This is a genomic window from Bradyrhizobium sp. USDA 4516 (assembly GCF_054055915.1).
This window is the reverse complement of record NZ_JBSRXT010000001.1, coordinates 305700-330364: the sequence shown is the minus strand read 5'-3', so window position 1 is coordinate 330364 and position 24665 is coordinate 305700. Positions and strand designations below refer to the sequence as shown.

The following is a 24665-nucleotide window of genomic DNA, read 5'->3' as shown; positions in this document are numbered from 1 at the left end:
CGGAATGGAGTGGAAATGATGCTGGGGCACACGATCGGCAGCATGCTGGATCGGCAGAAGGGCTTCGGCCCCGGGTTCGATTTTCTCCGTATCGCACTGGCGATTTCCGTCGTCGCCGCCCACGCGCCCTATGTCGCGAGCGGCAGTGGCGACGGCGAGCAGGCGTGGATCGCCTGGTTTCCGCACTACGCCATTCTCGTGATGTTTTTCGCGCTGAGCGGCTTTCTGATCGCGGCGAGCGGCCTGCGGCTCTCCCTAAAGGAATTTCTCACCAATCGCGGCATGCGGATCATTCCGGCGCTTGCGGTCGAGATCGTGCTGTCGGCACTGATCCTCGGGCCGATCTTCACCGCGCTGCCGCTGTCGGACTATTTCGCCAATTTCGGCACCTACAAATACTTCACCAACATCATCGGCCTCGTGAACTACGTCCTGCCCGGCGTGTTCAGCGGAAATCCCGCGCCGGAGGTCAACAGCTCGCTGTGGACGGTGCCGTTCGAATATGGCTGCTACGCGCTGATGACGGTGTTCATCCTGTTCGGCCTGTTGCGCAAGCCGCCGCTCATCGTGCTCGGTGCGCTCGTGCTGGTCGGCATCGGCCTTGCGCTCGTACTCGCCGGGCATGGCGCGCAACCCTCGCAACTGCCCGCCGGGGTCGCCGGCACGCTGCATGACAGGATCTTCAGCACGGCGCCGTTCCTCGGACGCGGCGCGAAGCTGCCGGTCGCGTTCATGCTCGGCATCGCGATCTATCTCTATCGTGACCGCATTCCCTACAACGGATGGCTTCTCGCCGCGTGCTGCGCGCTCTGCGCGGGCGCCGCGCTGCTCGGTCCGGCGGACTGGATGAGCCAGCCGGTGCTCAATCTGCTGATCGCCCCGGCGCTGGTCTATATCACCGCCTATCTCGGCGTTTCGAAGCTGCCGCGGCTGCCGCTGATTTCGCGCGGCGACTATTCCTACGGCATCTATCTCTACGGCTTTCCGGTGCAGCAGGTGGTGCGGGTATGGCTGCCGCACGCGCCCGTGATCGTTCAGTTCGCGATTGCGCTGCTGCTGATCACGCTGTTCGCCGCGTTCTCCTGGCACTGGATCGAGAAGCCGATCCTGAAGCTGCGCAGCCGCTTCTCCTTCGTGGCGCGCGAGCGCCTTGCACCGGACGACGCGGCCGCGCCGCGCCAGGACATTGCGCCTCTTGCCGTTGCCGCGAGCGCCGTCCGCAGCAGGCACTCCTCCTGACGAGGAGCCAGCACCTTCGCCGTTCAGGAGCTGAGATATCCGGCCGATCCGTCCCACAGCAGCTTGGCCGCGGTGATGACCAGAATGGCGTAGCAGGCGCGGTACAGCGCGCGCTGGTCGAGACGTTCGTGCAGCCGCCATCCGGCCCAGACGCCGACCGGCACCGCCGGCACGCAAAGCGCCATCAGCATCCACAGGCTGCGCGACGGCGTGGCGAGCACGAGCCACGGGCCGGCCTTCAAGAGGTTGCCGACCGTGAAGAACAGGCTGGTGGTGCCGGCGTAGAGCGCCTTCCGCATGCCGAGCGGCAGCAGATAGATCGCAAGCGGCGGCCCGCCCGAATGGGCCACCATCGTGGTGACGCCGGAGGACAGGCCGGCGAACGTCGCCTTGAACGTCGAGCGCGGACGCGGCTTGATCTCGCCGCCGCCGAGAAGCCACAGCGCGGCGAACACCAGCGTCACCACGCCCATCACGATCTCGACGGCATGCCGGTCGAGATCGCGCAGCACGAAATAGCCGAGGCCGATGCCGACGACGAGCGCCGGCAGCAGCATCGCGAGGTCGATGCGCGACCACGTGCTCGGGCGCCAGAACCGCAGCGCGGTGACGTCCATGACGACGAACAATGGTGCCAGCAGCGCGCCCGCCGCGATCGGGTCCATCGCCAGCGACAGCAGCGGGATGCCGACGATGGCAAAACCGCCGCCGAACGCGCCCTTCATGAAGGCGATCAGGAAGACGCCGGCGAAGGCAACCGCGAGCACGAAAGGTCCGGGCAGGTCAGCGACGATGGACGTGATCATGGTGTCGTGCGAAGCGTTGTGGTCATGTACTCAACATGGCCACGCGCGCCTGCATGCGCAATCCAAACATTGCTCTCGGTGCACATTGCTCTCGGTGCAATTCGGCGTGCACGCGGCCTAGCCGGCGCGCATCCGCGGCAGGCCCGGCTTGTCGCCGTTGATCACGGCGCGGCGGTCGGAGACGGCGTGATGGAATTGCTCGAGCGTCAGCCCGATCACCGAGAGATCGCCTTCCTCGATCGCGCCGTCGTCGTAGCAGTCGAGCGCCTCGCGCAACAGGGCATCCGCGTCGCCCTGCATGGCGGCGAGCTGTTCCGGCGTCTCGGCGCCGCGCACCTGCGAGATCAGGGTCAGCAGATTGTCGCGATGGGTGATGTAGTGCTCGCGCTCGTCGCGCTTCACGTAGTGGCGCAGCCAGGCGCCGGCCGAGCCGAGGCCGGAGAGCAGCAGGATGCCGCCCCAGATGTAGTCGGAGTATTTTTCGAGGAAGGTGCGCTCGGTGCCGTCGATATAGGCGGCCGCGCCCTGATGCGCCGGCAGCGCGGCGTCCTTGTCGGTGTCGGGCTTCTCGATCTTTGCCGCCGCCGGCAGATCGCGCGCGACCTGGAGGCGCAGCGTGAACAGCTGCCGGTCGAGCGCGCCGACGGTCGCCTCGCTCAGCGCATGCTGCGCGATGATGAGGTGATTGACGCTGACGGTCTCGACCTTGTCCTCGGGCCGCGCCGGCGACGAGGAGAAGATGCTGCCGGCGATCTCCTCGGACTCATAGCGCGGATGCTTCTGCGCGATTGCCTCCGAGACATCGACCGGGAGGAAGACCGGCTCGCCGCGCGCCGCCGCCGTCGCCGTAATCGCTTCCGCCGTTATCTTGCTGTCGAGCGGGCCGACGGTCATGTAGGCATCGAGCGAGGGGTCGCGCGCGAGGTCGGCGATCTTGTTGACGGCGAACTGGCTGACCGCGACCTTGTCGGGGTTGACGCCGGACTCGGTCAGGATCACCCGCAGCAGCGTGACGTTGGCCTGGGTGCTGCCGATCACACCGACCTTGTGGCCGGCGAGATCGTCGATGCTCTTGATCTTCGCGGACCGCCGCTTGCCTTTGGCGCCCGAGGGCGCCCACAGCACGACGACATTCTTGCGCAGGATCGCAACCGACTCGGCGCTCGCGGGCAGATCGAGGTCGCCGCGCACCACCGCGAGGTCGACCTTGTTCGCCGTGAACAGTGCGATGCTCTCGGCGGAGCCCTGCGTCGTGACCGGCTTCAGCCGCACCGAGCTGCCGTCGTGCGTAAAGACCTGGGCGAAGCCCTGGATCAGCTTGACGTCCTCGCTGCCGGTCGGGCCGACCGCGATCGCGAGCGTCACCGGACGCAGCGCGTAATACAGCGCGCCGGCGGCGAGGCCGAACACAAGCATGCCGGCCGCAAGGATCAGCAGCGACGAGTTTCGCCGCCTGAGCCTGCGGCGCTTGGCGCCGGGATTTTCACTCTGCTCTGACATCTGGCTGTCACGTTACACGAAAAACCGGCCGTTTGCCGTGAAAAACAACCTAACATTTCGATGACGTCATACGTTTGAAACATCCATGTCAGAACGTCGTGCGAGCAGAATCAAGATTAACGATTTGGATCTCCTGCAATGCGCATACTCGTTGCGACCGATGCCTGGCATCCGCAAGTCAACGGCGTGGTCCGGACGCTGACGTCGCTTGCGCGCAGCGCAGCCGGGCTCGGCGCCGAGATCGAATTCCTCACTCCCGACGGTTTCCGCTCGGTCGGCGTGCCGACCTATCCTGGCCTGCGCGTGGCGCTGCCGAACCGCCGCGAGATCGCGCGCCGGATCGAGGAGGCCGCGCCCGAGGCGATCCACATCGCGACCGAAGGGCCGATCGGCTGGGCGGTGCGCGGCTATTGCCAGCGCAACAAGCTCGCCTTCACCACATCCTATACAACGCGCTTCCCGGAATATGTTTCGGTTCGCACCGGAATTCCCGACAGCGTCGGCTATGCGGTGCTGCGCCACTTCCACGCCGCCGGGTCGATGACGATGGTCGCGACCGACTCGCTGCGCAGCGAGCTCGCCGAGCGCGGCTTCCGCAGGCTCGGCTTCTGGACCCGCGGCGTCGACACCAGGATCTTCAATCCGGACCAGCCGGCGGTGCTCGATCTGCCGCGGCCGATCTTCATGACCATGGGCCGCGTCGCGGTCGAGAAGAATCTCGACGCCTTCCTGTCGCTGGACCTGCCGGGCTCCAAGGTCGTGGTCGGCGACGGCCCGCAAAGGGCGGCATTGGAACAGAAATATCCCGACGCGATTTTCCTCGGCGAGAAGAAGGGGCAGGATTTGACCTCGCACCTCGCCGCCGCCGACGTCTTCGTGTTCCCGAGCCTGACCGACACCTTCGGCGTCGTGCAGCTCGAAGCGCTGGCCTGCGGCACGCCGGTCGCGGCATTCCCGGTCACCGGCCCGAAGGATGTCATCGCCAACCATCCGATCGGCGCGATCGACAACGACCTGCGCAGCGCCTGCCTGCGCGCGCTGACGATGTCGCGCGCCGACTGCCGCAATTTTGCGCTGGAGCGTTCCTGGGAAAACAGTGCGCGTCAGTTCATCGGCAATCTGGCCACGCTGCAGCCGAGCCGCGCGCCGCGGCCCGCCCGCCGCGTTGCCGGCCGCAGCGCGGTTCCGAATTAACAGCTCAATCGAACGAGAGACGAGAGACGATCTATGGCTGAAATCATCAAGCTGGGTGCCGACCGTTCCATGGACTTCGACCGCGACACGGTCGAGCAGGCCTATGACCGCTGGGCGCCGATCTACGACCTCGTGTTTGGCGGTGTGTTCAGCAAGGGCCGGCAGGCCGCGATCCAGGCCACCAACAAGATCGGCGGCCGGGTGCTCGAGGTCGGCGTCGGCACCGGCATCTCGCTGCCGCTCTATAGCCCGAACGTCCGCATCTTCGGCACCGACATCTCGGAAGCGATGCTGGAGAAGGCCAAGAAGCGGGTCGCGGAGCGGGGCCTGAAGAATGTCGAGGGCCTCGCGGTGATGGACGCCGAGAAGCTCGAATTCCCCGACAATTCGTTCGACGTGGTGATGGCGCAGTACGTGCTGTCGGCGGTGCCGAACCCGGAAGCCGCGCTCGACGAGTTCGCCCGCGTGGTGCGTCCGGGCGGCGAACTGATCATCCTGACCCGCGTCAGCGCCGATGCCGGCGTGCGCCGCTTCATCGAGCAGAAGCTGCAGCCGGTGGTGCGCCCGCTCGGGTTCCGGACCGCCGAATTCGCCTGGTCGCGCTACACCAAATGGCTCGCCGGCGCGCGCGGCATGGAGCTCGCGGAGCGCCGCCTGATTCCGCCGCTCGGCCACTTCTCGCTGGTCCGCTTCCGCAAGGCGGATGTCGCCAAAGCCGCCTGAGGCGGCCCAGCCCGCCGCTCCTCCCGGGTGAGGTAGCGCACAGCGCGCCCGAAGCCGGGAGGCTACGATCTCCTTCGCCTGATCTCCGCAGATTTCGTCGGGATGAGGCGAGACCCTGCTCCGGTTGCGTCAAGGCGTCGCTCCGCATTGTCATATGTCATTATGATGATGTCACACGCGATACATCGAATCCCTGTAAATCCTGTTTCGAAAGATGTTGGGGGAACCAATGATCAAGAATTTCCTGCAAGAGCTGCGTACCCAGCGTTGGGATGACCATCGCTTCTACCATCACAGCCGGATCAACCAGAGCCTGCACTTCGTCAGCGCGCTGAGCTTCCTGTTCGCCTATGTGATGCTGTTCTTCGATCCGGTCGTGTCGGCGCTGGTCGGCTGGCTGGTCTCGATGACCTCGCGCCAGGCCGGTCACTTCTTCTTCGAGCCGAAGGGCTACGACCACGTCAACCAGGCGACCCATGAGCACAAGGAAGACATCAAGGTCGGCTACAATCTGCAGCGCAAGGTCGTGCTGATGGCGATCTGGGCGCTGTCGCCGATGGTGCTGTACTTCGATCCGACGCTGTTCGGCCTGTTCAAGCCCTGGGTCACGATGGGCGACTTCACCCGCCAGGTGGCCAAGATCTGGCTCGTGGTCGGCATCGGCGGCCTCTTGTTCCGCACCATCCATTTGTTCTTCATCCGCGACGTCGAGACCGGCCTCGTCTGGATGACCAAGATCGTCACCGACCCGTTCAACGACCTGAAGCTCTATCACAAGGCGCCGCTGTTCCTGATGAAGGGCGAACTGATCGATCCGGGTCTCGAGAAGCACGTCAAGCACGCCTGATCGGTTGCCCTCAGAGTCTTCAAGCTGCGTCATGCCCGGGCTTGTCCCGGGCATCTACGTCTTAGGATTACGGCGGATCATCACTTGAGCGCCTTCGACCGCGCGTACACGTCACCTCGCCCCGCTTGCGGGGAGAGGTCGGATCGCGCCAGCGATCCGGGTGAGGGGGGCTCACCACGAGTCCGTCCATTTCCGATTTTATGGATGCAGCCCCTCACCCCAACCCTCTCCGCGCAAGGGCGGGGCGAGGGAGCAGGGGGGCCGCGCGTTGCCTCAGCGCCTGAACTTCACGGTGACGACCTAAACGCCGTCATTCCGGGGCGATCGCGCCAGCGAGCGAACCCGGAATCTCGAGATTCCGGGTTCGATGCTGTGCATCGCCCCGGAATGACGGTGTGCTCAGCGGCCGAACCTCACGGCGACCATCTCCTTCAGGATCTGCCGCTTGATGTTCTTGTTGGTGAGGCCGGCCTTGTGCCACCACCAGCCGTCGCGCTTCATCTTCTCGGCTGCGGCGACGAAGCGGTCGCTGACCTCGGCGAAGTCGGCGTCGGTGTAGTTCAGGGTGAAGATCAGGCGGCCGGTGCCGACCCAGCTCAGCGCCAGGCCCTCGGCCCGCAGATAGTATTGCAGCATCCAGTTGTAGCGGGACGGCTCGGTGTAATAGACGGTCCAGATCGACGAGATGTTGCCGACGCGAACCGGCAAGCCTTGCGCGGCGAGGCGGTCGTTGAGCGCCTTGGCACGGCCGTTCCAGGTCTCGTCCAGCCCGTTGTAGATCGAGCGGAAGTTCGGGCTGGCGAGCCGGCTCAGGAACTCGTCCATCGCCGTCATCACATAGGGATGCGAGTTGAAGGTACCGCGGGCGAAGCAGATGTCGGCCGGGCGGTCGTCGCGGAAGCGCCGCATCAAATCCTTGCGGCCGCACACCACGCCGACCGGAAGCCCGCCGGCCAGGCTCTTGCCGTAGGTCGCCATGTCGGCCTTGACGCCGAAATATTCCTGGGCGCCGCCGGCGGCGAGGCGGAAGCCGACGAACACCTCGTCGAAGATCAGGACGATGCCGCGTTCGGTGCACACCTCGCGCAGCTTCTTCAGCCATTCGGTGTAGGCGGCGCGGTCGTATTTGGAGGAACGCGAGGAGTCGACCAGCGCGGAATCGCCGGGCGCGTTGGAATTGGGATGCAGCGCCTGCAGCGGGTTGACCAGCACACAGGCGATGTCGCTGCGCGTCCGCAGCACGTGCAGTGTCTTCTCCGACATGTCGGCGAGCGTGAAGGTCTCGTGCGGCGACACCGGGTTGCCGACGCCGGGCTGCACGTCGCCCCACCAGCCGTGATAGGCGCCGGCGAAGCGCACGAGGCGCTTCCGCTTGGTGTGGTAGCGCGCGAGCCGCACCGCCTGCATCACGGCCTCGGTGCCGGACATATGGAACGAGACCTCGTCGAGGCCGGACAGCTCGCAGAGCCGCTTGACGTTGTCGGCAATGACCGGGTGATAGGGGCCCAGCACGGGGCCGAGCGCGTGGGCGCGCTTCTCACCCTCGGCGATGCACTCCTTGTAGAAGTCGTTGCCGAAGATGTTGACGCCGTAGGAGCCGGTCAGGTCGTAGAAGACATTGCCGTCGACGTCGGTGACGGTGACGCCGCTGGAGGCCTCGACGAAGGCCGAGGTGCCGAGATGCTCGCGCACCAGGCGGCTGTACTGGAACGGCACGCGGTAGGTTTCGGTGAACTGCAGGTCGGAGATGCGCTCCGTGACCTCGGCGGTCAGCGCGCGGCCCTTGGGGTAGCGATCCCCGTAGAGGCCGGCGAGGCGGAAGAAGCCGTCCTGGCGCTGCATCGCGACGTCCTTCGGCGCGCCGTCGGAGCGGAAGAAGTCGTCGATGTCGAATTCGTAGTGCGGGACCATGCGCGCGACCATCTTGGACATCTTGGAATGTCCGGTCAGCGAGCGGTGTTTGGCGCGCGACAGCGCGATGCGGGCCTGAATTTTGGGGAAAGCTGCGGCGGCGCCGGCAAGCGCGGCGGCGGACAGCGAGAGAATCGGAAGGGATGTTTCCATGACAGAAGCGCTAGCCTCAGCACCTAACAGATTCATGACAGTCAAGGGCCTGATCTCGGCATTCACCCAGCAGGAAGACCTCAATTTCCTGCTCACCAACCGGATTCCGCGGGCCGCGCTGACCCGCTTCATGGGCTGGTTCTCCAAGGTCGAGAACCCCCTGGTGCGCGACGCCTCGATCGCCTGCTGGAAGCTGTTCTCCGACCTCGATCTGTCGGAGGCCAAGAAGACCGAGTTCAGGAGCCTGCACGATTGCTTCACCCGCGAGCTCAAGCCCGGCCTGCGTCCGGCCGCTGCCGATCCTGCCATCATCGCGAGCCCGTCGGATGCGATCATCGGCGCGCATGGGCGGATCGAGGACGGGCAATTGTTCCAGGTCAAGGGCGCGCCCTATTCGCTGCTCGATCTGGTCGGCGATCCGGCGCTCGTGGAGCAGCACCGGAACGGCCGCTTCGTCACGCTGCGGCTGACCTCGAGCATGTACCACCGTTTCCACGCGCCCTATGATCTTGCCATCGACAAGGTGACGTTCATTCATGGCGACGTCTGGAACGTCAATCCGATCGCGCTGAAGCGGATCGAGCGGCTGTTCTGCAAGAACGAGCGCGCGGTGCTGCGCGCCAAGCTGCCAACCGGCGAGGCACTGACGCTGGTTCCGGTCGCGGCGATCCTTGTCGCCAGCCTCCGCCTGCATTTCCTCGATATCACGCTGAACGCGCAGTCGCGGGGCCTAGTGGATTTTTCCTGTAACGCGCATGTGAAGAAGGGCGATGAACTCGGCTGGTTCGAACACGGCTCGACGATCATCGTGCTGGCGCCCGGCAATTTCGAATTACCTGACAACGTCGCGGAGGGAACGCGGATCAAATGCGGCGAGCCGCTGCTGCGGAAGCCTTTATAGCCTTGTTTCCATAGCGCTCATCGTTTGAGCATGAAAACCGGTTTCCACTTTTTCCGATCATGCTTTAGAGTAGCCGGGATCGTCGTGCGACGATCCTAAATCGCAAACCTGATGGACACGAGATGGCGCGGACGCCTGTTCTGGCGGCGGGAGGCATTGTGCTGCGGCGGGACGCACCGCAGCGCTTCGCCGTGGTGCGGCTGCGCAAGCGCAATGAATGGGTGTTGCCGAAAGGCAAGCTCGACGACGGCGAGACGCCGCGCGCCGCTGCCGAGCGCGAGGTGCTCGAGGAAACCGGCCATGACGTCGACGTGCACGAATTCCTCGGCACGCTGGTCTATGATTCAGGCGGCCGATCCAAGGTGGTGCATTACTGGCGCATGGATGCCGGCGGCAAGCCGGTGCGGGCGCTGATGAGCGACATCCGCGAGGTGGACTGGCTGCCGCTCGATGCGGCACTCGAGCGTCTGTCGCGCGGCTACGAGCGCGCGTTCCTGGAAAATGTCGGACCGATCGCGTTGCAGGCCGCGGCGCTCACCGAGCGCGAGCGGCGCGCGCGGGCGAGAGCCGTGGCCGCAGAGCGCCGGCGGATTCGCGAAGCCGCAGTGCCACAGGTCATCGACGAGCAGGAGGTCACCGACGCGCCTGATGTTGCCGATGCGGCTGCGCCGGCGGAGACGCCGGCCATCGATCAGCCGCCACTCGCGCAAAGCGAGCCCGATCCGCCGGCCATGGCGCCGCAAGACGTTCCGGTGGCCGCACCCGATGCAACTGCCGAGACCGAGCGGGGCGCCGAGACGGTCGTCCCTGACCAAGCGCCGCAATTCGTGCACGAGGTCGTGCCGGCCGGCGCGGCACCTCAGGCCACGCCGCGCAAGAATCTGATCGAACGCGTGCGCGACTGGCTGCGCCGCGCGGCGTGATCACCCGCACATCTGACGTCGCGCCGTTGGCTGCCAGGCCTCAATGTCACGCTGCAAGGCAAGACACTCGGCAAGACGCTTGGGCGAGCCCAGGTCACGGGCCAGAAGCTGTGCCGCATGAACTTCGGCCATGGCGCCGCGAACATCTCCATGCTCCAGCTGGAGGCTGGAGATCTGAAGCCGCAGCCGCACGATCTGGACCCGCCCCTCGATGCTGGACCACAGCTGGCGGGCGAGATGGAGATGCCGCATGGCTGTTTCATGGTCCTGCCGGGAAAGCGCGAGGATCGCCTGTGCTTCGTTAGTGAGTGCGCGGATCGAGGGCATCGGCCAGCGATCCGGACTTCCCGACAGTTCGCAGATCAATGCCTTCGCTCGAACGGTCCGATGCGTGTGCGCGGCAACCAGCGCCAGATGCGCGAGCAGGATTCCGCGTCGCTGCAGCGTCCACCAGGTCTTGCCGATCAGGCTCCGCTCGAGGCTTGCATAGGCGGCCTCCGCTTCCCCTCTTGCGAGCAGCAGCATGGCGCGGCCCGGCTCCGGACACCAGCCCAGCGTGTAAGCCCTGTCATAGGCTTCGAGCGCTGCGTCGTCATTGCCGATCGCCGCCTGAATATCGCCCAGCACCCGGTTGGCATCGCCAAGAGACCAGGGCGCATCGCTGGTCAGGCGTCCGAGCGCGTCCTGAATGCGCGACAGCGCTTCGTCGAGCGAGCCTCGGATGCCGAGCACCTCGGAGCGGTGCAGCTGGCACGAGCCCGTCAATTCCATGCCGCTGCCCGAGCAAAAGTTCTGGTAGCTCCGCGTCCACTGGTCGGCGCGTGCCCAATCTCCGAACATCCGGGCCGCCCAGAGGATGTTGCAATAGAGGTTGCCGCCCATGATCGGGTCCAGATTGTTGCTGGACAGGGCAACCGCGGCGGCATGGTCCTGATCGGACAGTCCTCCGTGTGTGTCGCCGAGGCACAGCCGATAGAAGCCGCGATAGGCCAGGCTCAGCGCTTCGATATTGATCGCATCCTTGTATCTGACGGCGGTGTAGGCAGCGTCGGCCAACGCGAGTGCCTGTTCCGGCTCGCCATCGAAAGCAGCCAGTTTCGACTTCATCCATAACACCAGGGCCGTCGTCGGAGGATCGTCGAGCGTTGAAGCCCAATCTTCCGCCCGCGCGAGCCAGCCCTTTCCGATCGCGGCCTGGCCGCTTTCGAAATGCAAGGCCGAGAGCGCTATTGCGTCGACCGTGGCGCCAGCAGCGTCACCGGCCTGGCTGCGTGCGGCGACCGCGCGAACCAGAATCGGAATCGCTGCCGTGGCCCTGCCGAGGCACTGCAGGGCAAGCGCCCAATCGTGCAGATCTTCAGCGTTGAGCTGGCCGCTTTCATCCGCGCTCGCGAACAGGGTCGCTGCCTGCAACCACAATTGTCCGGCCGCTGCGCGTCGGGCGAGACCGATTGCACCGACGGTGCCATCGACTTGCTTGGGGTCGATGCGTTCCGGCTGCCGGATCCCGGACTCGAGGAAGAAGCGATAGCCTTTGCCCGGCAGATTTCGGATCGCGCCGTCCATGCCGCCGTTGCGCAGCGCGGCGCGCAACGCACTCACCGCCCGCTGCAGCGAGTTGTCTGTGACCGTCACATCCGGCCAGACGGCTTCGAGGAGTTCTTCCTTGGGGATGACCCGGTCGCGGTGTCGAACCAGATAAATCAGCAGATCGAACACACGCGGCTGCAATGGGACCTCTTGGCGCGCGCACAGCAACACGCGTCCAGCTTCATCAAGCTCGAACAGTCCAAATGAGAATGCCATGTGTATGAGTGCGGGCTCGGCGGAAAAGGTTCAGGCAAGGATCAGACAAAGATCAGGCAATGATCAGTCCGCGGTAAGGACAGTCGGCATCGACAGCGCCTATAGCTGATCATGGCTCGCCATGAGCGCCGGCCGTTCAATAATTGCAACCGAGGAGATTTCGATGGAACTCTATGTCATTCGCCGTCCGAGCGCCTGGGCGAACATGAGCGAGCTGGAACTCGCCGGCGCAACATCCGCAAGGGTCGGCGACGAGCAGATGCCGGACCGTGTCCGCTGGATCCGCAGCTATGTGGTGCACGAGGCGGATGGTCGCATCGGCACATTCTGCATATACGAGGCGCGTGACGGTGACTCGATCCGGGAGCATGCGCGCTGCGTCGGCATGCCGGGCGAGGAATTCTACAAGGTCGCGGCAACCGTGGTGGTGCGTGGTGATCCGGTCCAACCACCCATTGCAGCCGAATGACGCCTGCGCGGCGTCGCATGGCGTATCCCGACCAAACCTGATCCGGAGCGCCATCACACTTCGATCAAGGAAACAATTATGTCGATTTCATTCATGGAATCCATTTCAAGTCCGGTACGAAGGCATTTTTCCTTCCTGCTTTTGCGGATCCGCCGGATCGTCAATCAATCGGTCGCAGGCATGCTCGCCCATCGCGAGCGGCAGGCCAGTCGCCTGATGCCGCGCGACGCCGGCGGCCAGTCGAAGGGCGCCGGGAACCGCTGCTCACGGCCGATCGGGCGAAGCGCGCTGCTCGGGCTGGTGATCGCGGGTTTGTCCTCGCCCGTGTTCACCCGAGCGGAGGAACCTGTCGTTCTGGAGCATCGTGCAGCTCCGGCGCAGCAGGCCGCCTTGACGCAGCGTAGCAGCCACGGCTGCAGGCATCGCTCGGACTGGAGCATAGTTGCCGCATCGACCATCCCGGTCCTGCTCGACCGCCGCACATAGCGCGCAGCACATTTGAAGTCATTGCACTGCTCGACGCCGTTTTTTGACGCAACCCGCGGACTTTCGGCGAAGCCGGCGGCCTCGCCGCGAGCCGCACCACATTTTCAAAGGAGATGCACATGAACGTTCAGACCGAAATGCCGACCATCGATCTTGCCGCCGTCAAGGCGCGCCAGCAAGCCACCTGGAGTGCGGGCGACTATGCGATCGTCGGCACCACGCTCCAGATCGTCGGCGAGATGCTCTGCGAGGCAGTCGACCTGCGCAGCAATCAGATGGTGCTCGACGTCGCCGCCGGCAACGGCAATGCGACGCTGGCTGCGGCGCGGCGCTTTGCCGACGTGGTCTCGACCGACTACGTCGCGGCGTTGCTCGAGCGCGGCCGCGAGCGGGCGGCGGCGGAGCGTCTGCCCATCACGTTCCAGGAAGCGGACGCGGAGAAGCTGCCGTTTGCCGATGCCAGCTTCGATGTCGTGCTGTCGACCTTCGGGGTCATGTTCACCGCCGACCAGCAGCAGGCGGCGAATGAACTGCGCCGCGTCTGCCGCATCGGCGGCAAGATCGGCCTCGCAAGCTGGACGCCGGAAGGTTTCATCGGCCAGCTGTTCAAGACCATCGGGAAGTATGTGCCGCCGGCGCCGGGCGTGAAGTCTCCCGCGCTGTGGGGCACCGAGGCGCATCTCGGCGCCTTGTTCGGCCCGCAGGCGACGCTCGATGCCAGGCGCAGGCACTTCAATTTCCGTTACAGGTCGCGCGAGCATTTCCTCGAGATCTTCCGCACCTATTACGGGCCCGTGCTGAAGGCGTTCGGGGCGATCGATCCGGTCAAGCAGCAATTGCTCGCCGCCGACATGTTCAGCCTGATGGACCAGTTCAATATCGCCAGGGACGGCACGCTGGTGATCCCGAGCGAATATCTGGAGGCCGTGATCACCAGGCGCGGCTGACCTGCCGCTCGGCATTGGTCGATCTGTGCATGGCGCCGGCGTAACTCGCCGGCGCCATTCGCTCGTTTGATCGACATTGCTGTGATCTCAGTTACTGGCGCTTGTCCCTGGGTGGAGGCTTCGCGCCGCGCGGCGGAGGCGGCGCGCGCCGTTGCTGGAAGCCTGGCCGCGCCTGCACCGCGGGCCGTTGTATGCCCGGTGCGGCTTGCTGGATGCCGGGTCGGATCTGGCCGGGCGCCTGCGGCACGGGCTGCGCGGTGCCTTGTCGCGGCGCGCCCGGTTGACCCGGCTGGGCCGCTGGTGGTCCTGGCTGGCGCACGCCGCCCGGCGCCTGGGTGCGGCCGGGCTGCAGACCGCCTTGACGTGCCGGCGATTGTTGTCCGCCGGGTTGCGTCGTGCCGCCTTGGCGTGCGGGCTCTTGCGTGGGGGCTTGGCGCGTTGGCTGTTGTCCCGCCGGCTGTTGTCCGGCTGGCGTCTGGACGCCGGGCGCGTGCGGCAGCGTCGCGCCGCCGGGTTGGCCGGGTAGCGCATGCTGTGCGCCGCCTTGCTGCTGCGTGCCGGGCCGCTGCTGCGAACCTTGCCGGCCAGGCGTGACCGGTTGCTGGCCGGGACGGTTCGGCTGGCCGGGCTGCTGCGGCGCGTTGCGGCCCGGCAGGCCGTTCTGGCGCTGCGGGTTCGGCTGCACGGGCTGGCCGCGGTTCGGATAGGGCGCGGCCGGATTGGCCCTGCGGAAATCGGGATTGGCGCGGCGGAAGTCGCGCTGCTCGGTCACGACCTGGCGGCCGAGCGTCTGCGCGCTATGGACCTGGCGCACAAAGCCCTGGTCGCGCGTGATCTGTTGCGGCGAGATCGTCAGCGGCACCGCGGCGAAGCGGGCACCGCCGGTGCCCGGACGAATCGCAAAGCCGCTGGCGCCGCGCGTCAGCACGCCGAGCGAGGCACCGCTGCGGTCGTTGACCTCGATGCGGCCGACATGTCCGTCGGCGTCGGGATAGAGCTTGATGCCGACATTCCTGCTGGTCGCGGTGGCGCCTTCGGGCACCTCGACGAGGCCGGTGGTGCCGCGGATGCCGAGCGTCGCGGTCGGGGTCGAGATCTTCATGTCGCCGGTCTTGGCGACCGCGGCGGCAACGAAGGCCGCCGTTCCCTTGGTGACGTTGAACAGCGCACTGTTCTGCTGGCCGCCGTCCTCATAGACATAATTGTCGATCGTGATCCTGGCATTGGCGCGCAGGTTGAAGGTGGTGCCGTCGTTGAAGGTGATGCCGAGCGAGGAGGTCGCTGATGTCGCGACCTCGTCATTGGCAAAGATGTCGTCGCGGATCTGCAGCGGCGTCGCGGTGTTGTTGCGCGTGACGGTCGCGGTTCCTGTCAGTGTTGCCACGTTGCCGACCGGCTCGGGCGCCGCGGGCTGCGCGCTCGCGGCCGGCGCCGGCGTTGCAGGCGCGGGTGTTGCAGGAGCGGGCGTAGCCGGCGTCGCACTCGGCGCCGGGGCGGGCGCCTGTGCAGGCTGCGCCTGTGCGAGCCGCGTCAAGTCCGGCGCGGCATTGGCCGCTGATTGCCAACCGATCGTGACGCCGGCGCCAAGCAGAAGCGCAAAGAGAAGGCTGCGGCGCATCGCCATCGATTCCCGGGGGAGGCAGTGGGGACGGCAATTGAGCCGCGTCAGGCTGAATGCCGGATGAACGGTCGTGCCTTGTTGTCATGGCGGACCGAAACGATCAAGCACCGCGCTCCGTTGCCGGAAGCGCGGTGCCTGGTCGCTGTTGGGGTTTTGCTTAGCCGCGCTTGTGAGGAGTGATATTGAGCGGTTTCGCCGGCTTGGCCGCGGGCGCATAATTCGCGGGTTGCGCAGCCGCCGGCGGCACGTAGTGGAACACCGCCTTGCAGCCGTCGCTGAGCAGCGCGCGCTGACGGATCATGCAGGCGGTGACGCGATCGACGTCGGGGATTTCCGAGCTGCACAGCCGCATGGCGTCGCTGGTGCACATCTGCTGCTGCTCGTCGGTGTAGGCATAGGACGCCGAGGTCAGCAGACCGAGCGTGAACGCGGTTGCCGCCAGCAGTTTGCCGTGACGAAGCGCGGAAGCGGTGAAAGCCATCATGTCCCCCTTGTGATCGCGCCGAAGCAGCGCGTTGTCGAACCGATCACTAGGCAGGCTTGGTTTCGGCAATTCTTCGTTGTCACGGCAAAATGGTTTCGTCGCGCGGGCCGTTTGTTTCGTCGACCACACCCCGGTCGGGGGCTACGGCGCAGCTGGCGCCGGTGCCCCTTCGAGCGCGAGCACGGCCTCGCGCTGCGTCTCCGGCATGGCGCGGATGCGGCGCCTCGCGGTGAGGCGGAGCGCGGCAAAGCCGCCGAGGAACACCACGATCTTGCTCACGATGCCGAAGATCGGCATCACGACGGCCCATGTCGTGATCTCGCAGGTCAGCGCGACGATGGCGTTCACCGCGGCGGAGATGAACATCAGGGCGGCCCAGGCATAGCCGACCTTGACGGCGACATCGGGCACGACCTTCTGTGCGATCTCGGGCAGGTAGCGGTTGAGCCAGCCGGGCTTCAGCATCACGACGCCGACGATGGCGTAGATCACGCTCGGCTTGAACAGCACGAAGCGCGGGTCGTGGGTCAGCAGCGTGGCGGAGCCGGCGGCGACGACCAGGAACAGGCTCAGCCATTCCATGGTGTCGATCCGTTTGCCGCGCACCATCTGGACGCCGATCTGCACGACGCCGAACGCGATGCCGAGGCCGACCGCAAGCGCGGTGTTGTGCGTCAGCAGGAACAGAACAAGAAAGACAAGCGTCGAGGCGAGATCGAGGGCCAACAGCCTGGCCGCGGTGAGGAAATGCTTCATTGGTCGCCGGTCGCCCGCAGGTTCAATTCATTTTCGACAATGCGGCTCTTATAGCGGGTCCGGGGACCCACATGAAGCGACCGCCGGGCAGATACAAGCCATTACCTGAAGGCGACTCGCAAAACTCGCCTCACCGTTGCACGACGCAGCGCTGCACGCGCATCGCATTCGAGCCCCTCATCGCGATCGTCGAGCTGTAGTTGTGGCGGAGTGAACGCAAAACAGCAAAGCGCCGGCGGGGGCGGCCGCCGGGCGCTGAACTCATGCCTGTCGAATGTCCTAGAACACGCCGAGAATAATGGCGCCGACGAAGGCTAACGCGATGTACGCGGCCACAATGCTCAGCTTGCTCAGCAGAGGACTCGCGAAATCCATTGGGGAAACTCCCTCGGTTCACACAACGCTGCCCGCATTAACGTCAAAGCTAGCAAGGGGTTCCAGGCCGAAAAAGGCAGTCTTGTTGTCAGGCTCGCTATTCGCGGCAATGCCGCATTGCGATGCGCGGCTCAAATAGCCGCCGAATCAAGGCGTTGACGCGTCGCAAATATATTCGGCGGCGCCGCCGGTTCCAGGCGCCGATAGCAGTACCCGCTTGGATGTCCGTCGGTTGCTCTCGCCCCTGTGTCGTTGCGCCGCAAGGCAGCATCGTCATTTGTTGTGCGCCTGTCACAAACCATACCCAGATTGCCGCCCGCAATGACCGGGGCTCTACCCCGGTAATAAGTACTTGGGGGCGTTACGTGAAATCTGAGTTTCTGAGCCGCGCAAGCCGGCTTGCGCTGGCTATTTCTGCGACTTCGTTGGGGTTCTCCTGTCCGGCACTGGCCGCAAGCTTCAGCACTCCTCCCAACAGCACGACGGCGCAGACCGTCTCCAACAATGATACCGGCTCGGTCGCCGCCGGCAGCAGCCTGTCGGTGACGGGCACCGCGATCACCTGGATCACCGGCCTGTCGTCGCCCGGCGTCGTCATCACCAACAACGGCACCATCTCGGCGACCTCGCGCGGCATCGACACCTCGAGCAGCGCCATCAGCGGCAATCTCACGCTGATCAACAATTCCGGCGCGCTCTTCACCGCGTCCAATGATGCATTCCGGATCAATGGCGGCCTGAGCGGCGGGTCGGTCACCGTCGACAATGCGGGCACCATCCAGTCGACGGGCAACGGCCGCGTCTTCGACTTCGTCAACGCGACGTCGAACACCACCGTGTTCTCGATCACCAACCAGAGCGGCGGCATCATCAAGTCATCAGGCAGCGACGTGATGCGGATCGGCGGCGGAACCACCACGATCACCAATTCCGGCATGATCGACGCGACCAATACGGCAGGGTCTCGCGCGATCCGCGCCACCACCAATCTCAACAACGTGATCTCGCTGTCGGTCGTCAACAATGCGGGCGCGACGATCCAGTCGGCGGACGACGCCATCCAGATCAACGGCGCGTCGGGCAGCAACAGCACGACCGCGGCCAGGTTCTCGGTCGACAATGCCGGCACCATCAAATCGGCGACCGGGCAGGCGATCGACTTCGACAATCTCATCTCGACCGCCGCGAGCGTTCACATCACAAACCGCGCGACCGGCCTGATCACTGCGGCCAATGCGGACGCGATCCGTCCCGGCGAAAACTTCACGATCGACAATTACGGCCAGATCATCGCCAATGGCACGATCGATCCCGCAACCGGCCGGCCCAGCGCCGATGCGATCGATCTTCAGGGCGGCCACAACGGCACCGTCAACAACTATGCCGGCGGCCTGATCTCGGGTGCCAAGAACGGCACCGCCGGCGATGCCGGCACCATCACGGTCAACAATTTTGCCGGCGCAACCATCATCGGCCGCAACGGTGCGGGCGTCGGCGGCGGCAACGCCATCGTCACCAACTACGGCACCATCACCGGGGCGATCGATGGCGTCTCGACGCGCAGCGATGGCGACGGCATCGATATCGACAATGTCCTGACGCTGACCAATTACGGCATCGTCCAGGGCACCGGCGCAACCGGCGCCGATGACGGCGGCCGCTTCAACAACAGCGAAGGCCTTGCGATCGGCGGCGGCACCATCCGCAACTACGGCACCATCAGCGGTGCCGCGGCGGGCATCGTCGTCAACAACGATTCAAATCCGGACCATTCGCGCAGCGGATCGGCGGCGCTCGACTTGATCAACTATGCCGGCGCCACCATCGTCGGCAATACAGCTATGCGATCCGCTCCGAGAACAAGACCGGCAATGCCGCCGTCGACAACGACAGGATCGTCAACTACGGCACTATCATCGGCAACGGCACGATTCCCGATCCCAACGGCGTCACGCTGCTGCAGAACGGCACGCCCGATACCGGCTCGGTCGGTACGCTGAACGGCGTGACCTATACCGGTACCGGCTCGACCCGCTTCATCCGCGGCGACGGCGCAGCGATCCAGGCCGGCGAGGGCGCCGACGTGCTCTCCAACTACGGCACCATCATCGGCAATACCGGCCGCGCGATCAGTATGGAAGGCGGCGACGACGGGCTCAATCTCTATGGTGGCTCGACCATCACCGGCCGGATCGATGGCGGAGTCGGCACCGACACGCTCAATCTGTTCGGGCCAGGCTCGGGCACGCTCTCGAATGTGATCAATTTCGAGGTGCTCAACGTGCAGGGCGGCGTCTGGACCGTGACCGACGCGCAGAGCTACCAGGCCGGCGCCACCATCGGCTCCGGCGCGACGCTGTTGGTCAATGGCTCGCTTGGCAATGCCGTGACCATCAATGCCGGCGGCACGCTCGGCGGCAATGGCAGCGTCGGCAATGTCCTGGTCAATGGCGGCACGCTGTCGCCGGGCAATTCGATCGGCACGCTCACGGTGCAGAACAGCCTGACCTTCACCGCCGCATCGACCTATCTGGTCGAAGTGACGGCCGCAGCGTCCGATCGCACCAACGTGACTGGTGCGGCGACGCTCGGCGGCGCCATGGTCAACGCGTCCTTCACCGGCACCACGTTCCAGAAGCTGTACACCATCCTCAACGCGTCCGGCGGTGTCAGCGGCAGCTTTGCCGGGCCGGTCAGCAGCAATTTGCCATCGAACTTCATCTCCAGCCTGAGCTATGACGCCAACAGCGTCTATCTCAATTTGGCGCTGAATTTTGCCGCAGCCTCGAAGCTCAACGGCAATCAGGCCGCGGTCGGCCATGCGATCAGCAGCGCCTTCAACAGCACGGGCAGCATTTCCGCCGCGTTCGGCGCGCTGACGCCGGCGGGGCTGACGCAGGCGTCGAGCGAACTCGGCGCCGACTCGCAGCAGACCACGTTCGACGCCATGAACATGTTCCTCGGCGTCATGACGGATCCTTTCACCGAAGGGCGCGGCGGCGTGCCTGCAAATAGCGGCGCGTCGCAATTCGCTGATGACACCATGAGCTACGCGTCGACCGGCATGTCGCGAGCGAATGGCGCGCGCGACGCCTATGCCGCGATCTATCGCAAGGCACCGCCGCTGCAACAGACGTTCGAGCAGCGCTGGAGCGTCTGGGCGGCGGGCTTCGGCGGCGGGCAGAGCACTGATGGCGCCACCGCCGTCGGATCGAATTCGACGACGAGCCGCATTTTCGGTGTCGCTGTCGGCGCCGACTATCGGATCTCGCCCGACACGATCGCGGGCTTTGCGCTCGCCGGCGGCGGCACCAATTTCACCGTGGCCAATGCACTCGGCGGTGGACGCTCCGATCTGTTCCAGGCCGGCGCCTTCATCCGTCATGGATTCGGGCCGGCCTATCTGCTGGGCGCGCTGGCCTATGGCTGGCAGGACGTCACCACTGATCGCACGGTGACGATCGCCGGCATCGACCGGCTGCGCGCGCAGTTCAACGCCAATGCGCTGTCGGGCCGGATCGAAGGCGGCTATCGCTTCATCACGCCGTGGTCGCTGGCGCTGACGCCCTATGCCGCCGGACAGTTCACGACCTACGATCTGCCGTCCTATGCCGAGCAGGTGCTGTCGGGATCGAGCGCGTTCGCGACGGCCTATGGTGCCAAGACCGTCACCGCCACGCGCAGCGAACTCGGCGTCCGCAGCGATCGCTCGATCGCGTTGCAGGATGGCATTCTCAGCCTGCGCGGCCGGCTCGCCTGGGCGCACGACTACAACACCGATCGCAGCGTTGCCGCGACATTCCAGACGCTGCCGGGCGCGTCCTTCGTGGTCAACGGTGCGGCGCCTGCGAGCGACGCGGTGCTCACCACCGCGAGCGCGGCGATGAACTGGACCAGCGGCTGGTCGGCGGCGCTTACCTTCGAAGGCGAGTTCTCCGACGTCACGTCGTCCTATGGCGGCAAGGGTGTCGTTCGCTACACGTGGTGATGACATCATCTCGGCAGGGCGCGTGTTGCCCTGCCGGGTTCCGCTGCATGGTTAAGGACAGCTGAAAACAACGCATCGAAATGCGTTGAAGAGTCTTTAATCAAATTCGCAGAACCTCCGCGCCATGACGCGTGGAGTTCGTTTGTATCTCGTCGGCTCCCTTGTCCTTGTGTCGCTTGCTGGTTGCGGTCGCGGTCTGTTTCAGACCGCCGAGCGCGAACCGTGGCGGGCCGAGGCCGAGGCCGCATGCCTGAAGTCGGGCGCGGTCAAGGAGAGCGCCGACCTCGTCCGCATCGATCCGATCTCCGGTCCCGGCGTCTGCGGCGCCGAGTTCCCGCTCAAGGTCGCCGCGCTCGGTGAAGCCAGTTCGGCTTACGGATTTGCCGACGACAGCCTGCGCCCGCCGGCATCAGTCGGCAACCAGCCGCGCTGGCCGATCAACCGCCAGCTGCCTCCGCCGCCCGCGCAGGCGCCGTATTCCAATCAGGCCGTCGGCCAGCCGAGCTATGGCAACGAGCCGGGCTATGGCAGCCGTCAGAATGGGCCGGTCTCGCTGTCGGCGCCCGGTGTTCCGCCGCAGCAGGACGAGATCGATTTGCCGCCGGAAGGCTCGCCCGACGCCAGGGGCGAGCGACCTTATTATCCCGGCCTGCCATCCAATCCGCAGCGCGACAGCGCGGCCGCGCCCTATTCACCGGCACCGTATTCCCAGCAGCCGCCCGGCGCGCCACCGCCGCCGCGGCTCGGTCCCTCGAGCGGCAATCCGGTGGTGACGGTCGGCCCGGTCGCAGTGAAGCCGGCGGCAACGCTGGCGTGCCCGATCGTCTCGGTGCTCGAGCGCTGGCTCGCCGATTCCGTACAGCCGGCGGCGCAGCGCTGGTTCGGCGCGCGTGTCGTCGAGATCAAGCAGATCTCGGCCTATTCCTGCCGCGGCATGAACGGCAATTCGCACGCGCATATTTCCGAGCACGCCTTCGGCAATGCGCTCGACATCGCAGCCTTCACGCTGGCTGACGGTCGCCGCATCACCGTGAAGGATGGCTGGAAAGGCCTGCCGGAGGAGCAGGGCTTTCTGCGCGATGTCCAGGCCGCCGCCTGCCAGCAATTCACCACGGTGCTGGCGCCGGGGTCCAACGTCTATCACTACGACCACATCCATGTGGATCTGATGCGCCGGGCCAGCCGGCGTCTGATCTGCCAGCCCGCCGCCGTCTCGGGCGAGGAGGTCGCGGCGCGTGCCGGCGGCCGTAACCCCTATGCAACGCGCGAACCTTATGTCACAGGATCGCTCGGCGGCAGAAAGCCGGCCCCGCGGGGTAAGGCGGGGGTCAACGAAGAAGACGAATTCGCCGACGAATAGGGACGCGTCTGATACCCGTATTTTTACTGGGTGACACCGTGCAAACGGTAGCCACTTTTATGCTGCATATGCTTCGGAGCCGGGCGCACCCGGCTGATTTCTGGGGGATAGCTTTGCAAGACGCGCCGATCATTCTCGTCATCGAAGACGATCGTGATCTTCAGATGATGGTAGAGGACGCCCTGAGGGACGGCGGCTATGAGCCGGCGATCGCGGGCTCGGGCGAGGAAGCGTTGACGCTGCTGAAGGCGTTCCGCACCAAATACTCAGCACTGGTCACCGACATCCGCCTGCTCGGACGGCTAGACGGCTGGCGCGTGGCGCGCGGCGCCCGCGAGATCGACCCGTCATTCCCGGTGCTCTACATCACCGGCGGCGGCGGCGACGAGTGGCCGACCCGGGGCGTGCCGGACAGCGTGCTGCTGAACAAGCCGTTCTCGCCCGACGAACTGGTCGCGGCCGTGGCCAAGCTGCTCAAGAACGGCGCGCCGGCCTGAGCGACTGATCGTTCCTGCGATTTGACGATGCGCACGTTGTGCGGGCAAAACGTGCCGGCATGAATGATTTCGCACAGTCGATCACGGCGGCGGCATCGCTGATAGCCGGTCGCGATCCGGTCCTGCTTGGGATCGTCGCATTGTCGTTGCGCGTCAGCCTGCTGGCGAGCCTGCTCGCGCTTCTGATCGGCGCGCCGATCGGCGGCTGGCTTGCGATATCGAGGTTTCGCGGACGGCAGGTGGTGATCGTGCTCGCCAATGCCTGTCTCGGCCTGCCGCCGGTCGTGGTCGGCCTCGGGCTTTATCTGCTGCTGTCGCGATCCGGACCGCTGGGCTTCGCCGGGCTGCTGTTCACGCCGACGGCGATGGTGGTGGCGCAGGTCATCCTGGCGACGCCGATCGTGGTCGCGCTGGTGCATCGTCCGGTCGCGCTGCTGTGGGCGGAATATGCCGATTTGATCCGCACCGACGGCCTGTCCCGCCTGCGCAGCCTTGCGCTGGTGTTCTCGCTCGGCCGCGCCTCGCTGCTCACCGCGTTCCTCGCCGCGTTCGGCCGCGCCATCGCGGAGGTCGGCGCCATCATCATCGTGGGCGGCAATATCAGCGGCTATACGCGAACGATGACGACCGCGATTGCGCTCGAGACCAGCAAGGGCGAGCTGGCGCTCGGTCTCGGGCTCGGCGTCATCCTGCTTGCGCTGAGCGTCAGCGTCAGCACGATCGCGTTTCTGCTAGTGCGCGGCGTTGGGGAAAAATAGCTGCTCGCCACCGGCCTTGTAGCCGGCGATGGCCGACTGCCCGGCCTGCGAGACCAGCCAGTCGATGAAGGCCTCGCCGTCCGCGGCCTTCACCGTCGGATGTTTCGCCGGATTGACCAGCATCACGCCGTACTGGTTGAACAGCCGCCGGTCGCCTTCGGTCAGCACGGCGAGCTCGCCGCGGTTCTTGAACGACAGCCAGGTGCCGCGGTCGGACAGCACATAGGCATTCGACGCGGATGCCATGTTGAGCGCCGGACCCATGCCCTGGCCGATCTCGCGATACCACTGGCCCTTCGCTGAGCCGAGATCGACGCCAGCCGCCTTCCAGAGCCGCAGCTCGGCCTCGTGCGTGCCGGAGTGGTCGCCGCGCGAGATGAAGGCCGAACTGGTCGCAGCGATCTTGCGCAGGGCATCCGCGACATCCTTGTCGCCGGCGATATGCGCCGGATCGGCCTTCGGGCCGACGATGACGAAATCGTTGTACATCACGTCATATCGTTTGGTCGCAAAGCCCTCGGCCAGGAATTTCTCTTCGGCCACGCGATCATGCACGAACACGACATCGGCATCGCCGCGCCGTCCGATGTCGAGCGCCTGTCCGGTGCCGACCGCGACCACCTTCACGGCAATGCCCGAGGTCTCCGAGAACCGCGGCAGCAGATAGCCGAACAGGCCGGACTGTTCGGTCGATGTCGTCGAGGCGACGGTGATGGACCGGGTCTGCGCGAGCGCGGGACCGGCGAACAGCATCACGGCGGCGATGACAAGGTGTCGAAGGAGGGATGTCATGTGAATACTGCGTAGCGGAGAACGATGTCGGTCACCATGCCGCATTTCGTCCGGTGACGCAAAGCAGGCGCGATGTCGCGCGCTGCGGTCGGCGGTGGTAGGGTCGCCTCGAACGAAGCAATAAGAAGG

Annotated in this window: 22 protein-coding genes; 14 read left to right on the top strand and 8 right to left on the bottom strand. The window is 65.6% G+C overall.

What is annotated here, in order from left to right; genetic code table 11:
* Nucleotides 1-18: 18 nt before the first annotated feature.
* The gene (locus tag ACVI1L_RS01555; protein WP_253589609.1) at nucleotides 19-1239 is read left to right on the top strand and encodes an acyltransferase family protein; all 1221 of its coding nucleotides are present in this window, start codon (nucleotides 19-21) and stop codon (nucleotides 1237-1239) included.
* Between the two features lie 23 nt (nucleotides 1240-1262).
* On the opposite strand, the gene ACVI1L_RS01550 is transcribed toward ACVI1L_RS01555, so the two are convergent.
* Both ACVI1L_RS01550 and ACVI1L_RS01545 read right to left on the bottom strand, forming a co-directional pair.
* Nucleotides 1263-2045: a sulfite exporter TauE/SafE family protein gene (locus ACVI1L_RS01550; RefSeq protein ID WP_456782108.1), complete on the bottom strand. Its 783-nt coding sequence runs from the start codon at nucleotides 2043-2045 to the stop codon at nucleotides 1263-1265.
* A gap of 117 nt (nucleotides 2046-2162) precedes the next feature.
* Nucleotides 2163-3545 (bottom strand): TAXI family TRAP transporter solute-binding subunit, encoded by a 1383-nt coding sequence (locus ACVI1L_RS01545; protein WP_229191587.1) that lies wholly within the window; start codon nucleotides 3543-3545, stop codon nucleotides 2163-2165.
* A 138-nt stretch (nucleotides 3546-3683) separates the two neighbouring features.
* On the opposite strand from ACVI1L_RS01545, the gene ACVI1L_RS01540 reads away from it, so the two are divergent.
* From ACVI1L_RS01540 to ACVI1L_RS01530, 3 genes are all read left to right on the top strand, one after another.
* Nucleotides 3684-4739 (top strand): glycosyltransferase family 4 protein, encoded by a 1056-nt coding sequence (locus ACVI1L_RS01540; protein WP_028332589.1) that lies wholly within the window; start codon nucleotides 3684-3686, stop codon nucleotides 4737-4739.
* Nucleotides 4740-4772: 33 nt separating this feature from the next.
* A complete protein-coding gene (locus tag ACVI1L_RS01535) occupies nucleotides 4773-5462 on the top strand; it encodes a class I SAM-dependent methyltransferase (protein ID WP_316393684.1) in 690 nt (229 codons plus the stop codon).
* Between the two features lie 229 nt (nucleotides 5463-5691).
* Nucleotides 5692-6309, top strand: coding sequence for a hypothetical protein (locus ACVI1L_RS01530; RefSeq protein ID WP_057014961.1), 618 nt, complete (start codon nucleotides 5692-5694; stop codon nucleotides 6307-6309).
* A 399-nt stretch (nucleotides 6310-6708) separates the two neighbouring features.
* On the opposite strand, the gene ACVI1L_RS01525 is transcribed toward ACVI1L_RS01530, so the two are convergent.
* A complete protein-coding gene (locus tag ACVI1L_RS01525) occupies nucleotides 6709-8373 on the bottom strand; it encodes an aminotransferase class III-fold pyridoxal phosphate-dependent enzyme (RefSeq protein ID WP_456782107.1) in 1665 nt (554 codons plus the stop codon).
* Nucleotides 8374-8407: 34 nt separating this feature from the next.
* Between ACVI1L_RS01525 and asd the strand changes: the two genes are divergently transcribed.
* Together asd and ACVI1L_RS01515 are read left to right on the top strand one after the other, a co-directional pair.
* Nucleotides 8408-9274: an archaetidylserine decarboxylase gene (gene asd / locus ACVI1L_RS01520; RefSeq protein WP_456782106.1), complete on the top strand. Its 867-nt coding sequence runs from the start codon at nucleotides 8408-8410 to the stop codon at nucleotides 9272-9274.
* A gap of 122 nt (nucleotides 9275-9396) precedes the next feature.
* Nucleotides 9397-10197 (top strand): NUDIX hydrolase, encoded by an 801-nt coding sequence (locus ACVI1L_RS01515; protein ID WP_456782105.1) that lies wholly within the window; start codon nucleotides 9397-9399, stop codon nucleotides 10195-10197.
* On the opposite strand, the gene ACVI1L_RS01510 is transcribed toward ACVI1L_RS01515, so the two are convergent.
* Nucleotides 10198-12003 carry a winged helix-turn-helix domain-containing protein gene (locus ACVI1L_RS01510; protein ID WP_456782104.1) on the bottom strand — a complete coding sequence of 602 codons (1806 nt, stop codon included), beginning with the start codon at nucleotides 12001-12003 and terminating at the stop codon, nucleotides 10198-10200.
* A gap of 163 nt (nucleotides 12004-12166) precedes the next feature.
* Here ACVI1L_RS01510 and ACVI1L_RS01505 point away from each other — a divergent pair, with 163 nt between their 5' ends.
* The 3 genes from ACVI1L_RS01505 to ACVI1L_RS01495 all read left to right on the top strand — a co-directional run bounded on the left by ACVI1L_RS01505 (nucleotide 12167) and on the right by ACVI1L_RS01495 (nucleotide 13905).
* The gene (locus tag ACVI1L_RS01505; protein WP_057014965.1) at nucleotides 12167-12472 is read left to right on the top strand and encodes a nickel-binding protein; all 306 of its coding nucleotides are present in this window, start codon (nucleotides 12167-12169) and stop codon (nucleotides 12470-12472) included.
* A 78-nt stretch (nucleotides 12473-12550) separates the two neighbouring features.
* Nucleotides 12551-12958 carry a hypothetical protein gene (locus ACVI1L_RS01500; RefSeq protein ID WP_141341958.1) on the top strand — a complete coding sequence of 136 codons (408 nt, stop codon included), beginning with the start codon at nucleotides 12551-12553 and terminating at the stop codon, nucleotides 12956-12958.
* Nucleotides 12959-13077: 119 nt separating this feature from the next.
* The gene (locus ACVI1L_RS01495) at nucleotides 13078-13905 is read left to right on the top strand and encodes a class I SAM-dependent methyltransferase (RefSeq protein WP_076824088.1); all 828 of its coding nucleotides are present in this window, start codon (nucleotides 13078-13080) and stop codon (nucleotides 13903-13905) included.
* 91 nt (nucleotides 13906-13996) lie between these two features.
* Here the strand turns inward: ACVI1L_RS01495 and ACVI1L_RS01490 are convergent, their stop codons facing one another.
* The 3 genes from ACVI1L_RS01490 to ACVI1L_RS01480 form a co-directional block, all read right to left on the bottom strand.
* Nucleotides 13997-15523: a FecR domain-containing protein gene (locus ACVI1L_RS01490; protein WP_456782103.1), complete on the bottom strand. Its 1527-nt coding sequence runs from the start codon at nucleotides 15521-15523 to the stop codon at nucleotides 13997-13999.
* A gap of 160 nt (nucleotides 15524-15683) precedes the next feature.
* Complete coding sequence (locus ACVI1L_RS01485; protein ID WP_057015101.1) at nucleotides 15684-16007, bottom strand: hypothetical protein; 324 nt, start codon at nucleotides 16005-16007, stop codon at nucleotides 15684-15686.
* 144 nt (nucleotides 16008-16151) lie between these two features.
* Nucleotides 16152-16766: a septation protein IspZ gene (locus ACVI1L_RS01480; protein ID WP_253589615.1), complete on the bottom strand. Its 615-nt coding sequence runs from the start codon at nucleotides 16764-16766 to the stop codon at nucleotides 16152-16154.
* Nucleotides 16767-17506: 740 nt separating this feature from the next.
* Between ACVI1L_RS01480 and ACVI1L_RS01475 the strand changes: the two genes are divergently transcribed.
* The 5 genes from ACVI1L_RS01475 (at nucleotide 17507) to ACVI1L_RS01455 (ending at nucleotide 23744) form a co-directional block, all read left to right on the top strand.
* The gene (locus ACVI1L_RS01475; RefSeq protein ID WP_456782102.1) at nucleotides 17507-19141 is read left to right on the top strand and encodes a beta strand repeat-containing protein; all 1635 of its coding nucleotides are present in this window, start codon (nucleotides 17507-17509) and stop codon (nucleotides 19139-19141) included.
* 5 nt (nucleotides 19142-19146) lie between these two features.
* A complete protein-coding gene (locus tag ACVI1L_RS01470; RefSeq protein WP_456782101.1) occupies nucleotides 19147-21129 on the top strand; it encodes an autotransporter outer membrane beta-barrel domain-containing protein in 1983 nt (660 codons plus the stop codon).
* Between the two features lie 124 nt (nucleotides 21130-21253).
* A complete protein-coding gene (locus ACVI1L_RS01465) occupies nucleotides 21254-22489 on the top strand; it encodes an extensin-like domain-containing protein (RefSeq protein ID WP_456782100.1) in 1236 nt (411 codons plus the stop codon).
* A gap of 113 nt (nucleotides 22490-22602) precedes the next feature.
* The gene (locus tag ACVI1L_RS01460; RefSeq protein WP_050425581.1) at nucleotides 22603-22986 is read left to right on the top strand and encodes a response regulator; all 384 of its coding nucleotides are present in this window, start codon (nucleotides 22603-22605) and stop codon (nucleotides 22984-22986) included.
* A gap of 59 nt (nucleotides 22987-23045) precedes the next feature.
* Nucleotides 23046-23744, top strand: coding sequence for an ABC transporter permease (locus ACVI1L_RS01455; RefSeq protein ID WP_016845814.1), 699 nt, complete (start codon nucleotides 23046-23048; stop codon nucleotides 23742-23744).
* Here ACVI1L_RS01455 and ACVI1L_RS01450 read toward each other — a convergent pair.
* Entirely contained in the window at nucleotides 23718-24536 is an 819-nt protein-coding gene (locus tag ACVI1L_RS01450) for a substrate-binding domain-containing protein (protein ID WP_456782099.1), read from the bottom strand. The two genes, ACVI1L_RS01455 and ACVI1L_RS01450, sit on opposite strands and share 27 nt — an antisense overlap.
* Between the last annotated feature and the right edge of the window lie 129 nt (nucleotides 24537-24665).

What these genes read in the sequence shown, in the direction of transcription:
- ACVI1L_RS01555 (WP_253589609.1), top strand. Translation starts at nt 19, where the DNA reads ATGCTGGGGCACACGATCGGCAGCATGCTGGATCGGCAGAAGGGCTTC.
- ACVI1L_RS01550 (WP_456782108.1), bottom strand. Translation starts at nt 2,045, where the DNA reads ATGATCACGTCCATCGTCGCTGACCTGCCCGGACCTTTCGTGCTCGCG.
- ACVI1L_RS01545 (WP_229191587.1), bottom strand. Translation starts at nt 3,545, where the DNA reads ATGTCAGAGCAGAGTGAAAATCCCGGCGCCAAGCGCCGCAGGCTCAGG.
- ACVI1L_RS01540 (WP_028332589.1), top strand. Translation starts at nt 3,684, where the DNA reads ATGCGCATACTCGTTGCGACCGATGCCTGGCATCCGCAAGTCAACGGC.
- ACVI1L_RS01535 (WP_316393684.1), top strand. Translation starts at nt 4,773, where the DNA reads ATGGCTGAAATCATCAAGCTGGGTGCCGACCGTTCCATGGACTTCGAC.
- ACVI1L_RS01530 (WP_057014961.1), top strand. Translation starts at nt 5,692, where the DNA reads ATGATCAAGAATTTCCTGCAAGAGCTGCGTACCCAGCGTTGGGATGAC.
- ACVI1L_RS01525 (WP_456782107.1), bottom strand. Translation starts at nt 8,373, where the DNA reads ATGGAAACATCCCTTCCGATTCTCTCGCTGTCCGCCGCCGCGCTTGCC.
- asd (WP_456782106.1), top strand. Translation starts at nt 8,408, where the DNA reads ATGACAGTCAAGGGCCTGATCTCGGCATTCACCCAGCAGGAAGACCTC.
- ACVI1L_RS01515 (WP_456782105.1), top strand. Translation starts at nt 9,397, where the DNA reads ATGGCGCGGACGCCTGTTCTGGCGGCGGGAGGCATTGTGCTGCGGCGG.
- ACVI1L_RS01510 (WP_456782104.1), bottom strand. Translation starts at nt 12,003, where the DNA reads ATGGCATTCTCATTTGGACTGTTCGAGCTTGATGAAGCTGGACGCGTG.
- ACVI1L_RS01505 (WP_057014965.1), top strand. Translation starts at nt 12,167, where the DNA reads ATGGAACTCTATGTCATTCGCCGTCCGAGCGCCTGGGCGAACATGAGC.
- ACVI1L_RS01500 (WP_141341958.1), top strand. Translation starts at nt 12,551, where the DNA reads ATGTCGATTTCATTCATGGAATCCATTTCAAGTCCGGTACGAAGGCAT.
- ACVI1L_RS01495 (WP_076824088.1), top strand. Translation starts at nt 13,078, where the DNA reads ATGAACGTTCAGACCGAAATGCCGACCATCGATCTTGCCGCCGTCAAG.
- ACVI1L_RS01490 (WP_456782103.1), bottom strand. Translation starts at nt 15,523, where the DNA reads ATGCGCCGCAGCCTTCTCTTTGCGCTTCTGCTTGGCGCCGGCGTCACG.
- ACVI1L_RS01485 (WP_057015101.1), bottom strand. Translation starts at nt 16,007, where the DNA reads ATGGCTTTCACCGCTTCCGCGCTTCGTCACGGCAAACTGCTGGCGGCA.
- ACVI1L_RS01480 (WP_253589615.1), bottom strand. Translation starts at nt 16,766, where the DNA reads ATGAAGCATTTCCTCACCGCGGCCAGGCTGTTGGCCCTCGATCTCGCC.
- ACVI1L_RS01465 (WP_456782100.1), top strand. Translation starts at nt 21,254, where the DNA reads ATGACGCGTGGAGTTCGTTTGTATCTCGTCGGCTCCCTTGTCCTTGTG.
- ACVI1L_RS01455 (WP_016845814.1), top strand. Translation starts at nt 23,046, where the DNA reads ATGAATGATTTCGCACAGTCGATCACGGCGGCGGCATCGCTGATAGCC.
- ACVI1L_RS01450 (WP_456782099.1), bottom strand. Translation starts at nt 24,536, where the DNA reads ATGACATCCCTCCTTCGACACCTTGTCATCGCCGCCGTGATGCTGTTC.